The 23,078-nt window shown below is 31.7% G+C and carries 20 protein-coding genes and 2 tRNA genes; 11 read left to right on the forward strand and 11 right to left on the reverse strand.

The window, feature by feature from the left end:
• Positions 1-72: 72 nt before the first annotated feature.
• A complete protein-coding gene (locus tag ACE193_RS04330) occupies positions 73-1,125 on the reverse strand; it encodes a M48 family metallopeptidase (protein WP_375561787.1) in 1,053 nt (350 codons plus the stop codon).
• Between the two features lie 96 nt (positions 1,126-1,221).
• On the opposite strand from ACE193_RS04330, the gene rfbC reads away from it, so the two are divergent.
• Both rfbC and ACE193_RS04340 read left to right on the forward strand, forming a co-directional pair.
• A complete protein-coding gene (rfbC, locus tag ACE193_RS04335) occupies positions 1,222-1,764 on the forward strand; it encodes a dTDP-4-dehydrorhamnose 3,5-epimerase (protein WP_375561788.1) in 543 nt (180 codons plus the stop codon).
• Positions 1,765-1,946: 182 nt separating this feature from the next.
• Positions 1,947-2,444 carry a Dps family protein gene (locus ACE193_RS04340; RefSeq protein ID WP_375561789.1) on the forward strand — a complete coding sequence of 166 codons (498 nt, stop codon included), beginning with the start codon at positions 1,947-1,949 and terminating at the stop codon, positions 2,442-2,444.
• 72 nt (positions 2,445-2,516) lie between these two features.
• Here ACE193_RS04340 and ACE193_RS04345 read toward each other — a convergent pair whose 3' ends face one another.
• Together ACE193_RS04345 and ACE193_RS04350 are read right to left on the reverse strand one after the other, a co-directional pair.
• Entirely contained in the window at positions 2,517-2,744 is a 228-nt protein-coding gene (locus ACE193_RS04345; protein ID WP_375561790.1) for a hypothetical protein, read from the reverse strand.
• A gap of 73 nt (positions 2,745-2,817) precedes the next feature.
• Positions 2,818-5,292, reverse strand: a complete 2,475-nt coding sequence (locus tag ACE193_RS04350; protein WP_375561791.1) for a TonB-dependent receptor — start codon at positions 5,290-5,292, stop codon at positions 2,818-2,820.
• A gap of 157 nt (positions 5,293-5,449) precedes the next feature.
• Here ACE193_RS04350 and ACE193_RS04355 point away from each other — a divergent pair, with 157 nt between their 5' ends.
• From ACE193_RS04355 to ACE193_RS04370, 4 genes are all read left to right on the forward strand, one after another.
• Positions 5,450-5,914: a hypothetical protein gene (locus tag ACE193_RS04355; RefSeq protein ID WP_375561792.1), complete on the forward strand. Its 465-nt coding sequence runs from the start codon at positions 5,450-5,452 to the stop codon at positions 5,912-5,914.
• A 150-nt stretch (positions 5,915-6,064) separates the two neighbouring features.
• Positions 6,065-7,027: a hypothetical protein gene (locus tag ACE193_RS04360; RefSeq protein WP_375561793.1), complete on the forward strand. Its 963-nt coding sequence runs from the start codon at positions 6,065-6,067 to the stop codon at positions 7,025-7,027.
• A gap of 29 nt (positions 7,028-7,056) precedes the next feature.
• A complete protein-coding gene (locus ACE193_RS04365) occupies positions 7,057-7,821 on the forward strand; it encodes an FkbM family methyltransferase (protein WP_375561794.1) in 765 nt (254 codons plus the stop codon).
• Between the two features lie 23 nt (positions 7,822-7,844).
• Positions 7,845-9,059 carry a glycosyltransferase gene (locus ACE193_RS04370; protein ID WP_375561795.1) on the forward strand — a complete coding sequence of 405 codons (1,215 nt, stop codon included), beginning with the start codon at positions 7,845-7,847 and terminating at the stop codon, positions 9,057-9,059.
• A gap of 67 nt (positions 9,060-9,126) precedes the next feature.
• Here ACE193_RS04370 and ACE193_RS04375 read toward each other — a convergent pair whose 3' ends face one another.
• From ACE193_RS04375 to ACE193_RS04410, 8 genes are all read right to left on the reverse strand, one after another.
• Positions 9,127-11,523, reverse strand: a complete 2,397-nt coding sequence (locus tag ACE193_RS04375; protein WP_375561796.1) for a hypothetical protein — start codon at positions 11,521-11,523, stop codon at positions 9,127-9,129.
• A gap of 333 nt (positions 11,524-11,856) precedes the next feature.
• Positions 11,857-11,975: transfer RNA gene (locus tag ACE193_RS04380), tRNA-OTHER, on the reverse strand.
• A gap of 234 nt (positions 11,976-12,209) precedes the next feature.
• Positions 12,210-12,343: transfer RNA gene (locus ACE193_RS04385), tRNA-OTHER, on the reverse strand.
• A gap of 127 nt (positions 12,344-12,470) precedes the next feature.
• The gene (locus ACE193_RS04390; RefSeq protein WP_375561797.1) at positions 12,471-13,532 is read right to left on the reverse strand and encodes a DUF952 domain-containing protein; all 1,062 of its coding nucleotides are present in this window, start codon (positions 13,530-13,532) and stop codon (positions 12,471-12,473) included.
• A 110-nt stretch (positions 13,533-13,642) separates the two neighbouring features.
• Positions 13,643-14,032, reverse strand: coding sequence for an ExbD/TolR family protein (locus ACE193_RS04395; RefSeq protein ID WP_375561798.1), 390 nt, complete (start codon positions 14,030-14,032; stop codon positions 13,643-13,645).
• A 127-nt stretch (positions 14,033-14,159) separates the two neighbouring features.
• A complete protein-coding gene (locus tag ACE193_RS04400) occupies positions 14,160-14,834 on the reverse strand; it encodes a MotA/TolQ/ExbB proton channel family protein (protein WP_375561799.1) in 675 nt (224 codons plus the stop codon).
• 115 nt (positions 14,835-14,949) lie between these two features.
• The gene (locus ACE193_RS04405; RefSeq protein WP_375561800.1) at positions 14,950-16,275 is read right to left on the reverse strand and encodes an SPOR domain-containing protein; all 1,326 of its coding nucleotides are present in this window, start codon (positions 16,273-16,275) and stop codon (positions 14,950-14,952) included.
• 254 nt (positions 16,276-16,529) lie between these two features.
• Positions 16,530-17,108 carry a hypothetical protein gene (locus tag ACE193_RS04410; protein ID WP_375561801.1) on the reverse strand — a complete coding sequence of 193 codons (579 nt, stop codon included), beginning with the start codon at positions 17,106-17,108 and terminating at the stop codon, positions 16,530-16,532.
• Between the two features lie 279 nt (positions 17,109-17,387).
• On the opposite strand from ACE193_RS04410, the gene ACE193_RS04415 reads away from it, so the two are divergent.
• The 5 genes from ACE193_RS04415 (at position 17,388) to ACE193_RS04435 (ending at position 23,077) form a co-directional block, all read left to right on the forward strand.
• On the forward strand, positions 17,388-18,005 hold the full coding sequence (locus tag ACE193_RS04415) for an energy transducer TonB (RefSeq protein ID WP_375561802.1): 618 nt from the start codon (positions 17,388-17,390) through the stop codon (positions 18,003-18,005).
• 229 nt (positions 18,006-18,234) lie between these two features.
• Positions 18,235-20,628, forward strand: a complete 2,394-nt coding sequence (locus tag ACE193_RS04420) for a ComEA family DNA-binding protein (RefSeq protein ID WP_375561803.1) — start codon at positions 18,235-18,237, stop codon at positions 20,626-20,628.
• Between the two features lie 44 nt (positions 20,629-20,672).
• On the forward strand, positions 20,673-21,059 hold the full coding sequence (locus ACE193_RS04425; RefSeq protein ID WP_375561804.1) for a hypothetical protein: 387 nt from the start codon (positions 20,673-20,675) through the stop codon (positions 21,057-21,059).
• A 33-nt stretch (positions 21,060-21,092) separates the two neighbouring features.
• On the forward strand, positions 21,093-22,214 hold the full coding sequence (locus ACE193_RS04430) for a transposase (protein WP_375559008.1): 1,122 nt from the start codon (positions 21,093-21,095) through the stop codon (positions 22,212-22,214).
• A 221-nt stretch (positions 22,215-22,435) separates the two neighbouring features.
• Positions 22,436-23,077, forward strand: a complete 642-nt coding sequence (locus ACE193_RS04435; RefSeq protein ID WP_375561805.1) for a hypothetical protein — start codon at positions 22,436-22,438, stop codon at positions 23,075-23,077.
• The last annotated feature ends 1 nt before the right edge of the window (position 23,078 follow it).

Genomic DNA, 23,078 nt, shown 5'->3' on the forward strand with positions numbered 1-23,078 from the left:
TACAAGTAAAAGAAATTTTTCATACAAAAATCCATCAGAAATTTATTTTTCTGATGGATTTTTTGTTTTCTATCAAGAATTTTTATTCTTAAAAAAATCATCAAAAAATTCTTTTGCTTTTCGGCTTGTTTCATCCATTTTATCAGATACATTTTGAGCTGTTTGTTTGAATTGGTCATTAAACTGGGACGAATTTGCAGCGTTTCTTGTAGATTCTGTTGCTTCCTTAAAATCATTTGAATATCCTTCTGAGGCTTCCTTTATATCTTCCCAAACTGACGCATTTTTTTCAGCATCTGTTCTTCTTGGATACGTTCCTTGTAAAGTCGCATCATAATTTCCCGAACGCACCCAATTTACAATTTCTAAAGCACGAGTAGAGGCAAAAGGATGAGATTCTCCAATAATATTCAAAAACTTAAAAACAGTATCTCCTGCATTATCATTTTTATTGTATTCTTCTGCTTGCTCCAAAAAAGCTGCTACATCCATTTGTTCAAAATTCCCTCCTGCCAATTTCATAGCTACACGCAGTGAAACATCAGGGTTTTGAGTAGCTAAAAGCCCAGCTCGGTCTGCACTCAATTCACTTTTTCTACTCCATTCTTGAAGTGCATAATATACACCTGAAAAAATCCAATTTGGAACAGGAAGTTGAACTAAAGACTTAGATATTTTTTGAAGAATCACAAAAAGAGTTCTGTACAACATATGCCCACTCATAATATGCCCAAGTTCGTGTCCCAAAACCTCTGTCAATTCCTCATCATCTAAGCGTTCTACCAACCCTGAATTCAAGACAATAAAAGGATTATCCATTCCGACAGCAAACGCATTTAAGATTGTACTTTGAGAAACATACACTTCAGGTCTTTTTTCTACATCAAAAGTTTTACACACTTCATCAAAAAGCAATTTGACTCTCACAAACTGCTTATCTGACACTCTAACAGAAGAAGCCAAATACATAAGGCGAAGCGAACGCTCAGAAGTTGCACCAAAGAGCATGCTCAAAAGTTTGTCTAATCCAGGTACTTTTTTGAGGGAGTTCAGAGCTGCACGGTCGGCTGGATGTTCCCACGCACGAGAAGAAATTTGATGTAAAACTGTTTTTTGAGTTGTCATTTTTTATAGATTAGTAAAGTTTAGTGATAAAATTGTGTAAGTCACAAAATTAATACGTTATTTTGTAGTACTTCGTTTAAATCATAATTAATTTATATGTATAACAAAACAGATTTTGAAGGTGTTTGGGTTTTTGAACCACACCTTTTTGAAGACCATAGAGGTTATTTTTTTGAGAGTTTTAATCTCAATAATTTTGAAAAACATACAGGTTTGAGACCTACTTTTGTACAAGATAATCAATCTGGTTCGACTAAAGGAGTAATGAGAGGATTGCATTTTCAAAAAGCTCCTTACGGTCAGTCCAAACTTGTGCGAGTAATTGTAGGAGAAGTACAAGATGTAATTGTTGATTTACGAAAAGAATCAGCTACTTATGGAAAAAGTTTGAGTATCAATCTTTCAGAAGAAAATAAAAAACAACTTTTTGTTCCAAAAGGATTTGCTCATGGTTTTTTAGTTTTGAGTGATTATGCTGAGTTTTTTTATAAATGTGATGCCTTTTATGAGCCAAAAGCCGATACAGGAATGTATTTTAATGACCCCAAATTAGAAATAGAATGGCAAATGGATTTAGATAAAATTATTCTTTCTGAAAAAGACAAAAACCTTCCTTTATTTGATGAAGTAGAATATTAATGTTGTAAGTTATGATATTTCTTGAGTATAGCTTATTTTCAATTTTATCTAACAAAACAGGCTTTTGAGTGTTAGTATTATATAGAAACGCAAGTAGTAGAAGGCTACATCAAAGTAGAATTTTAAACTTAAAGTTTCTCATTTTTTAATTTATAACTCACTTTTAACAGAATATTATTTTTATGGAAACTGCTATGATAGAACTCAATCGTATTGCTTTAGATAAAGAAAAATCAGAAAAAACCGTCACACATTTAAACGAAATACTATCAAATTACCAAGTATTTTATCAAAATCTAAGAGGGTTTCATTGGAATCTATTGGGTCATCATTTCTTTTCTCTTCATATAAAATTTGAAGAATTATATAACGAAGCACAATTAAATATTGATGAAATTGCTGAACGAATCCTTACTTTAGGACACACACCTTTACACACTTACGAAGATTATCTCAAAAACTCAACTGTGAAGGTTCACAAAAATATTAGTGATGAAAAAAAATCAGTAGAATCCATCATTCAAGATTACTCTATCCTCATTCAGAAAGAACGTGAAACTCTTCCTGTTGCTGATAATGCAAAAGATGAAGGAACAACTGATATGTTAGCTGGTTTTATCAAAGTACAGGAAAAAACTGTTTGGATGCTTTCTGCTTGGTTAGGAAGTACAAACAATTAAAATATTTAGTTTTTTTTGTAATCTCAAAACACATTTCAAATATAATATTGGAATGTGTTTTTTTTATATGGTTTATCTATCTGAATTTCTTTCTCTATATTCTTTTCTCCAAAGGCGAATTAGGAAAAACAAAACAATTAAAACTCCTCCTATTCCCATCTCTCCCACTCCTCTATTATCTCTAAGACATGAGCCTAAACCAATAGAGAAAAAATATCCTCCAAAACCTAAAGTAATAAAATCAATTACTGCAAAAAGAATAAAATATTTTAGGTTGAATTTTTTGTTTTGATTTTCCATTTTATAAAATTTATTACTTAAAAATAAATTACCGTTGCTCGTGTCCTCACGAGCGATACTTTCACAAAAAAGACTAAAATTTCACCACTCCACGAATATTCAAAAAACGCTGTGAAAGACCATTCGGAACGGCAAGTTGAACATCATTTACATAATCACTTATCCATTGATGAGAAATAATATTTTCTACCCCCAAAATATTCAGAACTTCTAAACCTATCCAAATTGATTTTATACGCTTTTCTTCATCAAAAATCAGCGACTTTGAAAAACCAATATCTACACGACGATACGCAGGGTTGGAGAAAAACGAACGGAAATTTTGATTGTTTGGCGCACCAAAAGGAACTCCAGAACCAAAAAGTAAACGCAGATTCACTCTAAAAGTAGGATTATTTGGAAAATGGTCTTCAAAAAATATTGTTGCTGTTACTCGTTGGTCAGACGGACGACGAACAAAAGAACGCTCATCAAATTCTACATCTTCTTTTGTCTGTAAATAAGACAAACTAAACCAAGATTCTGTTCCTCTGATAAATTCGCCACTAATCCTAGAATCAATTCCCCAAGCATAGCCTTTTGCGCCATTGGTGGCATAATAACGTAGTCGCATATTATCGACATCATACGGAATTAGATTCGAAATTTGTTTGTAATAACTCTCTACAATCAATTTAAAAGGGCGTTTTGAAAACTTAAAATCCCAGTCCATACTTCCAATAATATGAACCGAACGCTGTGCTAAAAGTGATTGATTGACCTCTCCTGCAAAGTTTCGAAGCTCACGATAAAAAGGCGATTGTTGATAAATTCCTGCTGCAAGTCCAAACTGAATATCTGCTTTCCAGTTGGGTTGATATTTATATTGAAGACGTGGACTGATAAAAGTTTGTCCATTCAACGACCAATTATGAACACGCACACCAATCGTTACATTATGCCATTCGGCTGTATCTGTTCCAAAAAAATGAGAAATTTGAGCATAGCCTTGTGTTCTGATTGAGTTTAACGTTGTGTTTGTATCTACAAAATAATTTATGTCTGCAAAACCTGCCGAATCCAAGACTTTATATTCATAGAGTTCGTCATTTATATTTTCGCTTTTTATTTCTCCCCCAAACTCTACCATTGTTCGGTTTCCTAATTGCCATGAAGAACGATTCTTGAAAGAATAAATTTGAGCATCCAATGAATTACGAGCATAAAAATATTCCGAAGCTGCCCCACGAACCAACGTACATTTATTAAAATTATCCGAAGTAATATCATTATTTACATCACACAAACGATATGCACCTTCCGTATCTACAAATTCTCGTTCTCTGGTATCTACTCCCGAAAGTGTAAAATCCATAGAGAATTTTTGAGAGAATTTTTGTGTTAATCTAAGTGCTGTTTGGTAAGTTGTATAATTCATCAACTCTTCTCCTGTGTAATCCACAAAAAAACGAACTTGCTCATCAAAAGTACCAAAAGTAGTTTCTCTTCCAGATGGAAAAACACGATAACGATTTTGAGAATAAGCTGTCAGAAGACTTAATGTGGTATTTCTATCTCTGTTTTCGAAATTCCCATCTTTATCTAATTTTCCTAATTTATACCCTAAAAGCGACTGAAAATCACTAAAACGAGGTTGATATTCTCCTTTTGTTTCTAATGTACCTAATAAATAACTCAAATCTTTATGACGGATTCCTGCTAGATAAGAAAAGCGTTTTGATTTGTTTGCACCTTCTATATGTGCATTTCCTCCCAAAAGACCCACAGAAGCCGAACCTGCAAAACTTGTTGGCGTTTTGTAATCCACATTCAAAACTGAAGAGAGTTTGTCGCCCCATTTTGCCTGCCATCCTCCAGCCGAAAACTCTACCTTTTTTACTAAATCAAGATTGACAAAACTAAGCCCTTCTTGTTGTCCCGAACGAACCAAAAAAGGACGATAAATTTCTATTCCATTTACATAAATCAAATTTTCTTCATAGTTTCCACCACGTACCGAATAGGCCGATGAAAGTTCACTATTACTGACAATTCCCAAACCTAGCGTAACCAAAATCTGTGAAAATTCGCCTGTTCCTGTGGGTGTATTTTCCAATCCTTCTGGGTCAAGAATTATTTTACTGGTTTCTCTATCATCATTATTCAGTTTTGCTGTAATCTCAACAGCTTTTAATTCTTCAAATTCTGAAAGACGAATACTATATTTTTGATACGATTTCAAAACTATTTTTTGACGGAATGTTCTGAATTCTGGATGTTGAGCTGCTAGGGTAACTTCTTTATTCAAGAATTCTTTTGAGAAAGAAGGCGAAGATTCTAATCTAAAATTACCTAAAGAATCTGTTTGGACAGCTTTTCCTTCTTCCAAAATACCGACAGAGGCATTTTTAACAGGATTTTTGAGTGAATCCAAAACTTGTCCTTCAATTACAGTTTCTGATTTATTTTGAGCAAAAGAGGAGAAAGAAATAAAGCAGAAAAGTAAAACAGAAAATAAAAAAACGATTGATTTTATAAATGGAGATTGATTTTTCAAAGTGTCTTTCAAAATAGAGTGGTTCTTATGTAAATGTTGAATTTCAAAAATACGGTTATTTTATCTAAAAAAACAGAAACTAAATTAGTTATTTTGTTAAAAAGAATGCTTAATTTTGAATAAGTTCCTATTAAATAGAAAAAAATAATTACCAATTACGTTATAAAAAATGCTTCATAAAATAAAATTCATTGCTTTTTTTGTTGCTTTCCTAAGTAGTTGTACTAACTCAACTATGACTACTGATACAGAAAACCAAGAATCACAAACAACGGAAAACCTAACTATTGAAGAAACTACTATTTCGAATAAAACAGAATGTTTTAGAAATGAAATGGCTTATACAGATGGTTCTGGAATGAAAGATATTGAAGAATTAATTTTGACTATTCAAGGTCAAAAAGTGGTTGGTTCTTACAACTGGTTACCTGCTGAAAAAGACCAAAGAACAGGAAATTTTGAGGGAATACTAAAGGGAAATAAAATAAATGCTACCTATACATTTACACAAGAAGGAAATAAAGACACAACATCTATACTTCTTATTTTGGAGAATAATAAAGTAGTAGTAAATGGAGCAGATGAATCTTTAGGACTAAATACAACACTTCAAAAAGCAGAGTGTAAAAATTAGGCTTTAATCACAAATTTGGTAAAATTAAAATACTTGAAAGACAAAAGGTAGCTTATTAGTATATTTGTTGTAGCTTACTCTTTAGAGTGATAAAAACGTATCGAATACTTTAGTATTCTCTCAAATTTAAGGATAGTAAAAACGAAATTTATGACACAATCAACCACCAAAACACCAAATACAGGTTTTTCTTTAAAATTAAAATTACTTACACTTTTGGCAGTTGTATTATTATTAGCCATATTTTTTGCTATTCCTTCTCAAAATTCGATTTCAGATAAATCTTTAATCAATGAAACAAAATATGCTTTAGAAGATACAACAGGAATTACAAAACTTGTTTTGGGAGAACAAACACTTTCACAGAGCAAAACCAATTCTAGTGAATGGCTAATGAATAATGATTTTGTAGTAGATGAAGAAATGATTGCTTCTCTTTGGGCAATTATGCAGCGAATAGAAATAAAAAAACCTGTTTCAGAAAGTATAAAAGATGAGGTAATCAATAGTTTTCTTTTAAATGGAATTGATGTGCAAGTTTTTAGAGGAGACAATCAAATTCGAAATTATAAGGTTTGTACACACGAAGGTGAAACTTATGCCATGCAACAAGAATCCACTTCTCCTTATTCAATTTATATTCCAGGATATTATTTACAGATTAGAGATATTTTTGATATTCGTCCGTATGAATGGCAAGACCGAACACTTTTAGCTACAACTCCAAATACATTTCGTTCGATTTCAGTTTCTTATCCACAAAATAAAGAAGAGAGTTTTACAATAGAGTTTACTGGCAAAACCTTCAAAATGAAAGAATTAGCAGAAGCAGATACAAACAGAATTTATGAGTATTTGCCTTACTTTAGTCAAGTAATGGGTGAGCAATATGTCAAAAACGACCAACTTCAAGATTCTTTAAAATCTATTTCTCCAATAGCAATTTTTTCATTGAATGATATTAGAAATGAAGAACCTCAAAAATTAGAAATTTATACAGCTAGAGGAAAGTATTTTGTTTTATTTAAAAATCAATTATTACTTTTTGCTCCTCAATTAGCTGATATAATTTTAAAGACAAAATCAGATTTTAGGAAAAACGAGGTAGAATAAGTACATTTGCCACTTAAAAAACACAAATTATGAGAAAGGAATTACTTTGGACACCTCACTTGCTTTTTGAAAGACTTCATAAATTATTTTATGACAGACACAAATACAAAAAACTGCAAAAAACGCCTGCTAAAAATCTACACCTTGCCTATTTTGACTCTATGGAGCTTTTAGAAAACCTAGAAGATAAAGAAAGTATAAAAACAATTTATGATATTGGAGCTTGCATTGGTACATGGTCTTTACTTGCAAAAGCAATTTTTCCCCAATCAAAAATATATGCCTTTGAAGCTCTTGAAAAACACGTCACAGAGTTAAAACAAAAAATAAGTCATGTAAAAGATGAAATTACTGTTTTTAATCAAGCATTAGGAAAAGAAGAAAAAACACAGATGATGTATCTTCAAAGAAATACAGATGCTTCTAGTTTTTTACCTATTTCTGAAAAAGGATTGCAAACATGGAGTTTTTTGGGAGAAACTGAAAGAATAGAATTACATATCAAAACACTTTCTTCTTTTATAGAAGAAAACAAACTTCCCTCTCCAGATTTAATAAAAATAGATGTACAAGGCTTAGAATTAGATATTTTGGAAGGTGGACTACCATTTATACAAAATGCAAAATGGATTCTGATGGAAGTTAGTTTTGAAGAGCTTTATGAAGGACAACCTGTATATACAGATGTTTTTAATTATATGGAAAAAATTGGATATACATTTTATTCTCTAAATAAAGATACCACAGTTCTTAGCAAATTAATTCAAGCTGATATTCTTTTCAAAAAAAAGTAATATAAATTAATAATTAGTAGTCAATGAAGTCTTTAAATATATATGTTTGTCTGATTGTAGAAAATGAAGATTCATTATGGCATAGGCAATTCTCTTGGACTCTAAAAAAAAGAGGTCACTCCGTTTTTACTCCACCTGCAACAATTGGTATAGGCGAGTCGTGGAATGTTCCTTTTTATAATTGGGGAAATGCTGGAAGAAAAAAACTTTCTGAAGATATTTTAGAAGACATAACAACTAAACATAAAAAAAATGGCTTGGATGTTTGTTTATTATATTTATTTCCATTTCAGTTTGAAGCCTCCCTACTCAAAAAAATAGAAAAATTAGGAATTCCTTGTGTGTATTTTTTCTGTGATAATTTTTATTATCCTAATGTTGCTAAAGAATATGCACCACAAGCCACATTAAACTGGGTACCCGAATATAGTGTTTTAGATTCTTTTAAAGATTCAAAAAGTAATTATATTTATTTACCAATGGCTGCCAATCCTGTACTTAATTTTCCTGTTTCAGTTTCCAAACGAAGAGAAAATATTGCTTTTGTCGGCTATAAAAGAGAGTACAGAGTAAATTTATTGTATCATTTGGCAAAAGAAAAATTACCTTTAGAACTTTATGGAAGTGGATGGAAAAAAGGACTTGCCTCTCATTTGGATACTGAAAACCCTCCAGAAATAGATTTATCAAAGTATGCTCCTATGCCTCCTTTAGAGAGGTTTAAAGTTTGGCTAGATTTCAAAAAGAGTGCATTCAGAAAACGAGTATTAGGAGAAAACACTAATATCAAACCCATTTATGACAATAATTTTCAAGAAAATCAAGAACAAAAAGAAGAGTTTTTAAATGACTTAGCAGTCAATAAAATCTTAGAATGGGAAGATGTAAATAAACTCTATGCAGAAAGTGCTATTACTCTAGGAGTTAATGATAATTTTATAAAAGATAAAAAAGGAAACATTGTCAATCATCCTAAGATGAGAGATTTTGAGGTTACAATGTCAGGAGCTTGTTATCTGACCTTAGAAACTCCTGAAAGTAGAGACTTATTTGAAGCTGATAAAGAAGTTTGTTTTTATAATAATCCAGAAGAACTTATAGAAAAATCTAATTTTTTGCTCAAAAATGAAACGCTTCGAAATTCTATGAGAATAGCAGCACACGAAAGAGCCATGAAAGACCATACATGGGAAGAACGTTTTAAAAAATTATTTGAAAGATTAAATTTAGAATTTTAAAAAAAATGATGAGCATAAAAAAGCCAACAATTTAATTTTAAACTGTTGGCTTTTTTCATCTATAAAATTAATCCACCAATAATTGGGTAACGGCTGCTGTATTCATTGCCCATTCTCTTGAATAAACTTCATCAGCAGGATTTTCTTCATCATTCGTTTCAAGAATTTCTAAATCTTGTGCTTCGGCTTTCAAAAGTAATAGATTTCCGATGCTAAGTTTTGCATCTAGCTTTTCTAAAAGAGCTTCTACACCCTTTGTATTGAGCTGACCTACTACTTGTCCTTGGAATGAAAGTTCTAACCAAACAATTTCATTTGCATCAATATCCAAAACTCCAAAAACTAAACCTTTTGTTACTGTTTTTTGGATTCTGACTTGATGTTGAACGCAAGAAGGGTCATAAGCAACACCTGTTTTTTCAGAAACTTTCATTGGAAATTTGCTATTCATCCAACCGACAACCAAATTAGGTGTAATCGAACCACCAGAATAGGCATTTGAAGTAAATGTAACATATTTTGCTCCCTTTTGGCGCAGTTTATTTACATCGATATCAATGTATTCTGCTGTTCCTACTTTATTAGGAATTCTTTGAATATCGCCACTATGCTTACAACCATCAATCACTAAATTGCTGTACGAACAAATATCATAAGCATTGCCATAATCTGAATAATGCTTTTGAGAATTATTTACATTCTCTTTGTAAGCAACATGACAACTCAAATCCATATCTAGGTGTTGAGCAGCTAAGCCTTCGCCCCATTGCATAAACAAACGAATAGTATCACCTTCAATCTCAAAACGAGTTCCCATAAGCGCAGAAGGCATATCTTGAACCGTTTCACTTCTATCTCCAATCGAAACAGGCATTTTGAAAAGCATTGGGTCAATAAAAATAGTCTTGTTCTCATTTCCTTCTTTCATTTTTTGAGCTTCAAAACGTTTTTTCATTGCCAAAATACACATTTCTTCAATTCCTTTTTTCATTTCAGTTAATCCTTCATCATCATAAAGAGCAAGAAGTTGATTTTTAGGTACATTTTTGTTTGTTCCACCCAAAGGCTTAACAGCACGAGTTCCACCTTTTGTGAAATACGTTTCTGCATACATATTGAGCGTAAAAACAAGACGAGCAGGAACTTTATCAATTACTTCTGAAAAAGCTGCCAAAACATCCTCTTTTCCAAACCAAAGCATATTAGCAAACAAAGATCTAGCAAAAAGCCCTGGGCGTTGCTTCAAAAGTTGCATCGTTTTTTCTACATCAGTTCTCAATCTGTAAGCATCTACTTTTGATTGCCACACTTGATAATCTTCATTATAGAATTTATCCAAAACAGTTTTTAATTTCTCAAAACCTGCTTTTTTGCTATATTCTGCCAAACGCAAAGCACGAATAAAACGAATCCACATTTCACGTTTTGGGTGCATTGCTTCACACATTGTAGCAGCATTCATTTCAAGATTATTGAGCCAAGAAGCTACCATAAAACATTCTTTTCTTGAATATTTTAGTTTTAATTCGGTTTTTGCTGCGAGTTTAGCTGCTGCACTTTGGTCTAACTCTTTTAAAATTACACTTGCAATGTGTTTGTTATTTTTAGATTTTCTTTGAATGATTGTTTTTGGTTCGACAATCTGTAAAAAACCAGTGTGTTTGTACCACAAATAACGCATCACATCGACAGGCGATTTGAAATAAATTTGAGCTTTATCAGCTTTTTCTAACTCTACCAAATTAGAAATCACTACCATTAAGGTTTCCTTCATTTTTATTTCTACGGCTGGCAATTCTTCCTCCTTATAGGCTTGAATCATTTTTTTCAAGCTATCAATTTGAGTTGCATCAAGAGCCGTTTTGGAAGCCAATAAATCTTCAAAATATTGTTTTGCTTCTTTGTCTGTCCAAAGTGAAAGTATTTTGAGTTTGCTTCCTTGTCCGAAGTTCTCTTTTTCTAATTCTCCAAATTCAAAAGGAGTTCCACAAAAAGGACAACCATTATAACGCTCCAAAGGAAATGTATTTGCTGGAATAGTATGTCCACAAGCAAGTTCAGTTCCTCTTTTTTTATTTCCCTTTGGAATAAATACATTCACAAACCAAGTCATCAAATGGTCTGTAATATCTTCTCCTGTCGGAACATCCCAACCTTTTACGAGTGGAGTCCAATTTTTATTTACTCCCATAATTGTCTTAAACTTATCAGCAATCATAAGCTGATAGTTGGTAGGCAAGTTGTTGAGAGCCGTCAAGAGTTTTTCATCTACTCCATAACCTAATTTCGCCAAATTAGCCACCAAAACAGAGGTAGTTTGTCTTAGTTTTTTGTTTTCTCCTATTTTTGTATCAATCTGCTTATTAATTTCTGCAATTTCAGTCATTACATAAATGGCTTCGTTACGAACAGCAACAGAAGAAAGATTTGAAAATTTTGTAGTTGTTGGGAAAATAGTTTCCATAAGTTGTAATTATTTTAGTTTAAAAATAGGTAATCATAGAACTGATAATCATATGGTGATTTGCTTATTAGGCAAAAGAAGTAAGTCCTATTTGACCTGAAATTTATTTTTGAAAGACTGTAAAAATCAAAAAAGATAATCTTAAAACTGTGAATTGCTTTTGCAACCCGACTTTTAAAGCGAAAAGAAGTAAGTCTTAATTGACCTGCTCTTGATTTTTAGAAAAATACTAGCATAAGATAATCTCAAAACTAATTTGCGTTTATAGCTCCATTGTTTTTATGGGAAGTAAATTTTGATTAACCTTTATATTTTTCTCATTCTAAAATTTTGCCAAGTGGGCAGGATTCGAACCTGCGACCTTTAGAACCCAATTTGAAGTAAATTTATATTGACCATAAGGTAATCTATAGATTAAAACCTAATGCTCTACCTGACTGAGCTACCACTTGGATATTTTTTATAAAAAGGTAATCATACAACTGATTTCAACCAAAGAATTTAGAAGTAAGCCGTATTTGACCTTTATATTTTGAATATTAAAAAAAATACAGGTAATTTTTAGTCAAACAGGACTCGAACCCAAGTCCCCCACATGTGGGAAACCTCAACCAATAGAGAAGTATGACTAAATTGACCTAGTATTTTTTATTTTTGTTTGTAATAACTTTTTATCACAAAACTAGCAGGGCAGGTAGGATTCGAACCTACGACACACGGCGTTACAGGCTTAGAAGTAAATTTTATTTGACCGAATGAATATAAATACAACGATAATCATAAAAATAATACGTTGCTCTACCAACTGAGCTACTGCCCTTTTGCATTTACAGAAATACTACACTCAAAAAATAAAAATAGTTTCTTTTGAAGGTAGAAAATAAAAAAACCTATTCTCTTTGATAGAAAATAGGTTTCATTTTTTGATAGTAAAAATATACCAAAGGCTACTCATAAAATTCATCATCAATCGTTTCATCAAACTCAAAAACACCATTTTTATTCTTGCTAATTTCTGTCATTCTAAAAATTGCCATTCTTGGAATATAACCGTAAATATGAGGAAAAAGTAATCCGTCAGGCGCATATTCATCTTTTATTAGTGAATGAACTCGTTCGGGTGCAATATGCAGAACCAAAACAGACTCTTCTTCTGCAAAATATTTGTTGGCAGAACGTGCTACTTGTTCAGAATAAGAACAATGAATAAACTCCCCTGGAGGACGAATCTGAGTATCTTGATAATGGTCTAAATCCCAATCAGAAAGTTTGACCAAATGATAAAAACGCTTTGGAAGTGGATTTGCAAATATATTTTTTGGGTGTTGCCAGCGTTCCCAATCGTAGGCTTGAATATTAGGAAACGTTTTTTTGTAATCGTACATGGAAGGCAAATCATAACTATACCCATGATAATAATAGTTTTTTTGCTGTTCTTTAGCATATTCTATTTCCATTAACATGGAATAAATTCCCAAACTATTGCTGGAGTAATCTGAATCATACATTCCATAAACTGATGAAATCGATTCATTTCCAATATCAAAAAAACTACAAGCAATTAATTTTCCTCTTCCCTTATCCACTGGACTTGTTTTACCCTCTCTTTCTGTATCATAAATATTTATTTGATAAGTAGGATTTGGAATTTTGTCTGGCTGACGAGAAAGAAAAACATAAATATCCTGTGGAATCGTATGCGAAAATTTCTGTTTGTGTTTATCAAAAAGAACATGGTGTTCTGTTGTAAGTGCAATAGGTTCTATTACAGTTCTGAAGTGTTTATTTTTTGATAGAATTTTCTTAAAACGTTTGCTATGTTTATATCCTTCCAAATCTACACGCAAAGGCACAACCATACAAAGCACATCGTCATACAATGCCCAGCTATATCTATAAAAATGTGTTCCAAAGTGTCGCCATCCATCTTTCCACAACACATCTAATTGCTCTGGTCGGACACGCATGAGGTGTTTGCTTTCATTAATATAATTAGGTGGAATTGCCATTTTTTATTACAAATTATGAGCTTCTATTTTGGGATAGAGAAAATGATAATATACTCTTCAATCTTTCTAATTGTATTTTAACTTCTAAAATCTAATTTTTTATGTTATTTTTATTCTTTTTCAACAGCTAATTGCACTTTTATTCCTAGTTCATGTCCAATATCCATAACTTGAATAATTTTTTGAATAGGAGTTGTGTTTTCAGCATGCAAAACGACTTCTTTCTCACCCGAATTTGTGAGAATAGATTTTAACTCGTCTTTCATTTGTTCTATAGCAACCTCTTGTTTATTGACATAAAATTTTCCTTGTTCTGAAATTGTAATTGTTAGTTTTGGCATTACTGCCCCCCCCGAATTACTTGTCGGCACATTTACTTCTACAGCTGAGGGCGTTACAAAATTAGAAGTCAGCATAAAAAAAATGAGCAATAGAAATACAATGTCTGTCATAGAAGACATATTAAAAGTAGGGTCAAATTTGAGTTGAGATTTTGGCATAACTCTTTTTATTTATCTTATTTTTTGTGGAAGGATTTTTTGTTTTTCAACTTTATTTCTCTTGCATGGGTTGTTAGTGTCACTTTGCAAAAACACCAAAAAAGGCATTTTTAGGGTGTATTAACATTTAGCTTCTCTGTTGCAACATCAATATAAAATCATGAATAAGTGTATTCATTCTACCTGTTACTTTATGAATTTTGGCTATCAAATAATTATACATAATGTAGGCAAAAAGTCCTACCACAAGTCCACCCATTGTAGTTCCCATAGCTTGATAAATTCCTTCTGCCAAAACTTTTGCACTCGTTGCTCCGTCTTGATTGGCAAGTTCTGAAAAGGCTTGTATCATTCCGACAACAGTTCCCAAAAAACCAACCATTGGCGCAGCACCTGCCACCAAAGAAATATAACCTACTTTTCTTTCTAATTTGGTAAGTTCTCTTTGAGCGACTTCGTCGATACGTTCTTTGAGTTGGTCTGACTTTACATACGTCATTATTTCCAAACTTTCTCTCAAAATAATAGAATAAGAAGAAGAAGATTTGCGTAGGGCTTCTTGTGCGCTATCCATTCCTCTGCTCATGAGTAATTGTTTGATACGGTCTAATAAATCTTTGGGATTTTCTCTTGTAAGTTTAAAAAATGTCCAAACTCTTTCAAAAAAAAAGTAAAATAATAGTATAGAAAGACCAATAAGGGTATAACTAACAATGCCTCCTTTCATAAATACATTTAAGTAATTTACGCTGTCAGGGGAAGTTTCAGTAGTAGCTTGAAGTAGAATAAAGGGAATATTCACAGTTGAAATTAATTAATAGATAGGAAGATAGCTTTTAAAACTCTTTTTTGCACAATTTTGAATAAAAATAAAACAACTAAAATAAATTGAACAGGGCTTTCACCCTGTTTTTTTATTAATAATTAAGAACCCACATATCAGGGTAAGTTGTTCCTAATGTATTTTTTTGATTATAGGCTTCTCGCTGCGATGCTTGGTCACCTACGGTTACTCGGTACATTCCACGTTTTGGATACATTACAATTTTGGCATCAGAAACACCACTTCCTTGCAAATCAGTACGAAGTCTGCGAGCATTTTCTATTTCAGCAAAACTACCAATTACAATATAAAAACGATTTTTAGGGTCATTAATTATATCTTCTGGTTGAGTTTCTGAATTTCCTGTATATTCAGTAGATGGATCTGTACCATTATTTACCGAATTATCTGTTGTGGTAGTATTATCAGTTGAGTTATCAGTCGAATTATCGGCTGTATTATCCCCTGTATTACTTGCATTATCACTTGTTGTGGTATTATCAGTTGTTGCATCTGTTGAATTATCAACTTCTGTTACTGGGTCAGTATTAGTTTCATTCGTAACAATAGTAGTAGCTGGTTTTTGTCCTAAAAGAGCTTTTACACTTGCCATTGCACCAGAGTCAGTATAAATATAAAGCAAGAAAACAAAAGCAAACAAGATAGGAATAGCAATTAACCACACAACAAGAGAGGATTTTTCTTCTTCCTCCTCTTCTTCCTCATCCTCCTGTTCTACATTGATAACTGGAGGAGCATTTTCTTTCTTCACAGGAGGATTTTCTACATGTGAAGTAGATTTTATGAAGTCTTCTTTTTCCTTTTTCAAACGTTCTTCTTCTTCTACTGGGTCTTTGATAAGCCTATCTCCTAAAGTAGCATAGATAGCGTCATCTTTTGTATCTTCATTTTCAGATTTTTCTTTTTGTTCGTCTCTATCAAAAACAGGTTCATCCTCATTACTAGCTGCAACAACTACATCTTCTTTATCATCTTGTTGATTATCTCTTTTATTCAGAGGTTTTCTCTCAAGTGAAGGTAAGCCAAAAGAGTCATCCAAAAGATTATCATCATCTTGCTCAAACTCTAACGAACCATCAGGTTTTTTCTTGATAATTCCCAAATGACTAATATGAGAGCTACCCGAATTACGAAGTTCGTCGTCTATTTTGGTAGTCATTTTTTCTAACTCTGACTGAAAATCAAAAATACTGATTCCTTCGGCTTCGGTTACACGTTTGCGTAAAAGCTCATTTTTATCACTTTTAAGTTTTTCATAGAAATGAATTTTTTTGCTAGGTGGAGCTACCTTAATACCAGAAATTTCAGAGCCTGCATAACCTGCTACGAAAGTACCGAGTTTTGGAACAACGACTTCATCGTTTTCGTTTAATAATTGTTTGATATATTTTTCGAGCATGCTACCTATAATTTTATTTAAAAATTGCTTAAAAAAAACAAGTTGAAAAAATGAATATTTTTTGATACGTTTTTGATAAAATAGTTTCAATAATCGTTTAATAAAGGAGATTAAAAATTCTATTTAACTCAAAATTTACGGATTTATATGAAAAGGTAAAAACAAATAAGCAAAAAAAATAACTTTTATCTATAAAATTTACAGATTTAGCGATTTTTTTTGAGAGTTTATAGTCAAAATGTGTGTATTATTCATTACTTCACAATTCCCTCCACCAAAAACTCCTGTTTTTCATTCAGAATAACATCTTCCGAACCTTTGATAGAATAACTTTCTAAAAAACCATCTTTCACTTTGATAATCAATGTTCTATTATTTTCATAAAGTCTATTTTTATCTTTTTGAATAATGACAATTTCTTTTACATTCTTAAAAGAATAATCATTTTCTTTATCAAAGGTGATTTGCATTTGTTTGACTATCAAATTTTCCTCCTCTGTTTTGAACGTCCATTTTTGAGGTATTTTTTCAGTTTTATATCTATCACGAAGTTGTGGTGTATTGATATCAGCAGAATAAAAAAAGGCTAGTTCGTCTTTCCAGTCTATTTTTTTGAGTATTTGTTCGGATTTTTGTCCTTGCAAAATCGTTTTTTTAGTAATTGTAATCTCCTTTTTTTCTAGTTGAGTAATTTGATTATCCAAAAAGCCTTTTAAATCAAAAAATTGTGTGTCTGCTGTCCCTTTTACGTCAGGAGGAATACACGAAGAAATACTAAGAGCAAAAAACAGAAAAACAGAAAGCACTACTAAAGAGTAAGATTTTTTTTTCATAGCTTGACTTAAATTAATAAAATATCGTTTTAATGGAAAGTAGATTTAGTAAATGAATAGAAACTACTAACGAATTTGATGGAAAGTAGTTTTGAGTAATTTTTTTTTGATTTGCTAAATTATCTTTTTTACGATTTTTTAGAGAACAAATTATTTGAAGACTCCTCAATATTTTGTAAATTATTGAATAAATTAAAAGAAATCTGTGGAAAATAACAGAAATCGGCATCTACTTTAAAATACCTGCTAATTTTTACCACCTAAAAACACTCTACAATTATGGCAATGTTCATCATATTTACAATATTCGGACTTTTTTGGCTTGGCACTACGCTGGCTTCTATTACTTACATGGTCTTCAAAAACAGTAAAAGTCTAACACAAAAACTAGAAGACCACCCTCCTTTTTGGCTACAAGATTATTATGCTTTTCTGAATCGTTATCATACCCCTCTACTAATTGGAAGTATTATTATGGGAATAGGTCTTACAATTTGGGGAATTAATTCTCAATTAACAACAACTTGTGATTGGGAACAACCACATTACCAACAAGAAACACGAATTATAATCAAAAGAAGAGGTTGTAATAAAAACAGAAGACAAGAAACAACATATATAGAACGCTCTGCAACTCCTTATGGTGGAACAGAAAATCTATATCGTTACTTTGAGCAAAATAAAATAAATTCCACAGGTGAAACAGGAACTATTTATGTTCAATTTTTTGTGCAAGAAGATGGTTCTTTGGCTGATATTTCAGTACTTTCAAGTGTTAGTCCTACTTTGGATAATGAAGCAATTCGCTTAATAGAAGAATACCATGAAGGTTGGCAACCTGCTTTGTATCACGGAAGAGCTGTTGAGCAGCGTGTTGTTATTCCTGTTCAGTTTTAAAAAATAATTTTTATCAATTAGATAGTTTTCTACCCCTGTTTTGATAAACAATAAAACTCCAAACCCATGACTAAAGTTGTGGGTTTTGTTTTATAAAAAAGAGTAAATCAATTATTCTTGTTTCATTTTATCAAAAAATAGCTTAATTTATTCTATATTAGTGTCATAGGTCATATTAACGACACGTAGAAAATGTCAGTTACTTTACTAAATCAATTTTTGAAGCCAAATGAGCGAACACGCAGGAAGCCCACGCAAAGACTTAACCTCTGCCCCCCATTCTATTTCAGGCAAAAGACAAGCCGAGCAACGCAAAAAAGGACATAAGGTAAGATTTCAAGACGACCATTTTAGCAAATTTCATGGTTATAATGAAGAGTTTATTTCAAAATACAAAGAAGAACAATCTACCAAAGTTTCTTTAGGAATTTGGATACGAGTAGCTCTTTTTGTAATTATTTTGTTGGTTTTGTTTTTTAATGTCTTTGGAAATACTGTTTTTGCTCAAAATGACTCAATTACACAAGATACAACTATCAGTTATGCACCTCCCATCAATCAGCCTCTAAATTTTGAAATTCCGAAAAGATATACTTCTGAAAAAGCTGATTTTGATATTTTAGTACAAGAACTTTTTCCTGTTCCTGAAGACGATGTTGATTATAGTGATTTGTACGAATCTTTATTTCAATTTTTTATTCAGCCTTTAGACTTAAATAGAGCCACACGAAATGATTTGATAAGTACTTTTTTGCTTTCTGAACGTCAAATTGAAGACTTTTTAAATCATAGAGAAAAGTATGGAAAATTGCTTAGTATTTATGAAATACAATCTATTCCATCTTGGGACGCAAATACAATAGAACGAGTTTTGCCATTTATTACCGTTACAGAAAGTACCATTCAGCAAGATACACGCAGTCTTTTTCAACGAATTTTGGCAGAAAAAAACAAAACCCTTTTGATTCGTTATAGCAGAGTTTTGGAAGAGCAGCGAGGTTACACAAGTGATACCACAGGCGCAAGTCGTTATTTGGGTTCGCCAGACAGGATTTATACACGTATGCGTATTTCTCATCTCAACGACTTTAGTATTGGTTTTACACTTGAAAAAGATGCAGGCGAACAGTTTATCTGGGACAAAAAAACAAATAGATACGGTTTTGATTTTCTTTCGGCTCACGCAGTTCTTTATAATCAAGGAAAATTCAAAACGCTTGCAGTAGGTGATTATCAACTTCAATTTGGTCAAGGATTGATTATGGGGGCAGGTTTTGCAGCAGGAAAAGGCTCTGAAACTATCAATACAGTTCGGAGAAGTACACAGGGCATCAGACCTTATACATCCGTTTTGGAAACAGCCTTTCAACGTGGCGCAGCAGCAACTTATTCTACTGGACAGTTTGATTTTACAGGGTATTATTCAAGAGTAGGAGAAGACGGAGGAGCTTCAAATCAAGTTATTGCAGATTCGCTCAATCAAGGAGAAGAAGGCGATTTTATAAGCTCACTTATTGCGACAGGTTTCCATAGGACACCCAACGAAATAGCCAAAAAAGATAATTTTACACGTCAAGATATGGGTGGAAATATCACGTATAGAGATAAACAAAATAATTTAGAACTCGGAGCAACATTAGCTTATACTTCCTATAATAAATCCTTACAAAGAAATGACAGACTTTATAATCGCTTTGAATTTAATGGAAAAGACAATTATAATATCGGTCTGAATTATTCTTACGCTTGGCGAAATATGAGTTTTTTTGGAGAAGCTGCACGCTCAAAAAGTGGTGGAATAGGAATTATTTCGGGTGTAATTTTGTCGCTGGCTCGTCCTTTAGAAATGTCGATGCTTTTTCGTAAATATGATAGAGATTTTCATACTTTTTATGGAGCAGCTTTTGGAGAGGGTTCTCGTCCTATCAATGAGCAAGGTTTTTATTGGGGAATGAAATATGCGCCTTCCAAAAAATGGCAACTTGCAGCTTATTACGACCGTTTTCGTTTTCCTTGGATGCGTTTTTTGGTAGATGCACCCTCTGAAGGTTATGAATATTTGGCTCGTCTGACCTATCGTCCTTCTCGTGCTATCCAACTTTACGGACAGTTTAGACAAGAAGTGAGAGAAAAAAATTATAGAAATGAAGATGATAATAACTCAAATTTCAATAAAATTACACCTTATACACGAAGAAATTATCAACTAAATTGTAATTATAAAGCTGAAGAAATTGTTTCTCTTCGTGCTAGAATTCAGCTTAGTTCGTATGAACACCAAGCAGCACCCACACAAGGTTATGTAATTGTTCAAGATGTCAATTTAGATTTTGGAAAGGTTCGTTTTTCTACTCGTTTTGCGCTTTTTGATACTGATGATTATGAAAATAGGCAGTATGTTTATGAAAAAGATGTCTTGTATTATTTCTTTATTCCTGCGTATTATGGGCGTGGTTTTCGTAATTTTTATATGATTCAACTCAAAGCAGGTAAAAAAATTGATATTTGGGCAAAATGGGCTTATACAAAATACAGAGACCAAGAAAGAATTGGTTCAGGATTAGAACGAATTGAGGGAGATTTGAGAAATGATATTCGAATACAAATGAGAGTAAAGTTTTAGGGAATTGGGAAAATTATTTTGTTAATTATTTATTCTGATTTAAGATGGAAAAAATAGAAATAACCAAAGAAATAAAATACCAAGTAGGTCTGAAAATCTTAGACGTAGAAAAAATACTTAGTAGTGTATTAAATACTGAAATTTTAATGTATGTAAAAAAATATGTTATTCGTTCTGATTACGAGAACAAAATTATTTTTCCTCCTGTAATGGTTAAGGCAGAAGAATTCAAATTTTCTCTATTTGGGTTTTATACTCCTAATATTATTTGGGACACAAAATTAGAGAAAGTTTTAGATTTTGCAAAAACTCCAGATAGAGCCTATCAAAATCCGATGGGTTACTTTATGGAGCAGGCAGAAAAAGCACAAAAAGCAAATGTAATAATAGGAGAAACGCTTTATAGTACTGGACATGAGTTAAATTTTTGACAAAAAAAGGACAGAAAGAGTTAATTTAGAAGTGTGAAAACCAAAAAACTCTATTCCGTCCTGCTGAACAAATATACAAAGGAATTTTCAGATATTCCTATCCATTATGTTCACGCTACTTTGTTGCTTATTAGCTGTATTCTGATAAAAGAAACTGTTAATCTAAACAAATTAAAAAATCAAGTAGGTATTTTTTTAAATTCTCCTACTGTTCAAATTGATTCTCATTATAAACGGCTTACTCGTTATTTTTTGGATGTCTATGTTCAAAAAACACTATGGAAGCTGATTCTAGTTTTTAGTATAGGCTCTTTTTTGAATAGAAAAGACATAAAAAAAGAAATTTTCTATCTAGCTATGGATGGTAGTGTTTGGCAATTAGGGGAATATACCTATCATGTTTTGGTCTTAAGTGTTATTTATAGAAAAATGGCTATTCCTATTTTTTGGATCAATTTAGAACGAAAAGGTAGTTCTACTGTTGCTCATCGTAAAAGTTTATTAGCATCGGCTTTATTGTTATATCCTTTTTTAAAAAGATTTACAATTTTAGCTGATAGAGAGTATAAAGGTAGAGTTTGGTTTAGGTATTTAGAAGAACAAGGATATACTTACATTATTCGTCTTTGTAAGGGAGATTATCAATTAGAAGTTAAAAAATACCACAGCTTACTTAAAAAAGCTAAATCAGGCAAACTAGTAAGCCAAGAATTTGAAACTGACTTTGCAAAAAAACTAAAAATAGTGATTTCTTATAATGCTCAAGCAGCAAAAGAAAGTGAAAAGTTTGTCATTTTATTAACCAACAAATATCGTTTAACAAAGGAGAAAATTAGTGCTATCTATTATCTCAGATGGAAAATAGAGTGTTTATTTAGACATTTGAAAACAAATGGATTTCATTTAGAGGAGTTAGGAATGGTAAACCCAAGAAAAATTCGTGTTCTAATGGCATTAGTAATTGCATCTTTTTTACTCTGTATCTTAGAAGGAGTAAAAACAAAACAAAGAGTAAAAAAAGACAATGAATCCTTTTACGAGTCTGTTTTTAGAATCGGATATGGAAAAGTAGTATTTTATGCTACTTCTATAGACAAAATATTAAAAATAATAACCCAATTAGTGCAAAAATCTAAAACTCAAAATACAACCTAAATTAACACATGTCCAGTACTGTAGAAACGCTTATTTACCCTCCTATAATTATAAAACGTAGTATTTGATTTACATAATCTATAAAAAATGTTATTTATCTTTTATCAACTTTAATTACTTTCTTTCTAATTACATCTTTCAAAGTTTCCCACAAAGACCCATTTCTACCAAAAGAAGTAGAAAGAGCATTCGTAAAGGCGTTAGAATTTGCTAAAAAAGAGATGAGCAAACCTCACTTTACTTATTACTTTGAAGAAAAAGATAAAAATTCGGAAAGAAATAATTTAGAAATGAATGTGGATTATGGTTCTTTCTTTGAAAAAAATGAAAAGTTTTTAATTCTCACTTGTGATTATTATAAATTCTCTTTTGATAAATATTATAGAATTTATTTATTCAAAAATGATTCTTTTTGGTTATTGTTTGAAGAATACACCAATCATGGAGAGCAAGGTTTTTTTCAAGATATTAATGGAGATAATCAAATAGATTTCATAATTACTTACTCTCCATCTTCTGGTTGTTGTCCAAGACAATGCAAAATGGTATTTCTTTACAAAGACAAAAATTTCATAAAATATAATTTTATAAACCCTACTTTTAGCCCAAAAGAAAAAGTAGTTCGTGGTTTAGGATATGGCTATTTTCCAGAAGTAGGTTTGTATAAATACAAATGGAATAGAACAAAACTAGATACCGTAGAATATATTTACAGAACAAAAGAAAGTAATTTCAAAAAATTCATTCGAACAAAAAAACAAATTAATTTACTCCAAAATAGTCAAGGAGAAATTTTAGATTCATTGCCAAAAGAATATCAAAATATAAATGAATTAGACTGGTTTTTGAGAGAGGAAAATTAAT

The organism is Bernardetia aquimarina, assembly GCF_042180575.1.
In the GTDB taxonomy this organism is placed as follows: domain Bacteria; phylum Bacteroidota; class Bacteroidia; order Cytophagales; family Bernardetiaceae; genus Bernardetia.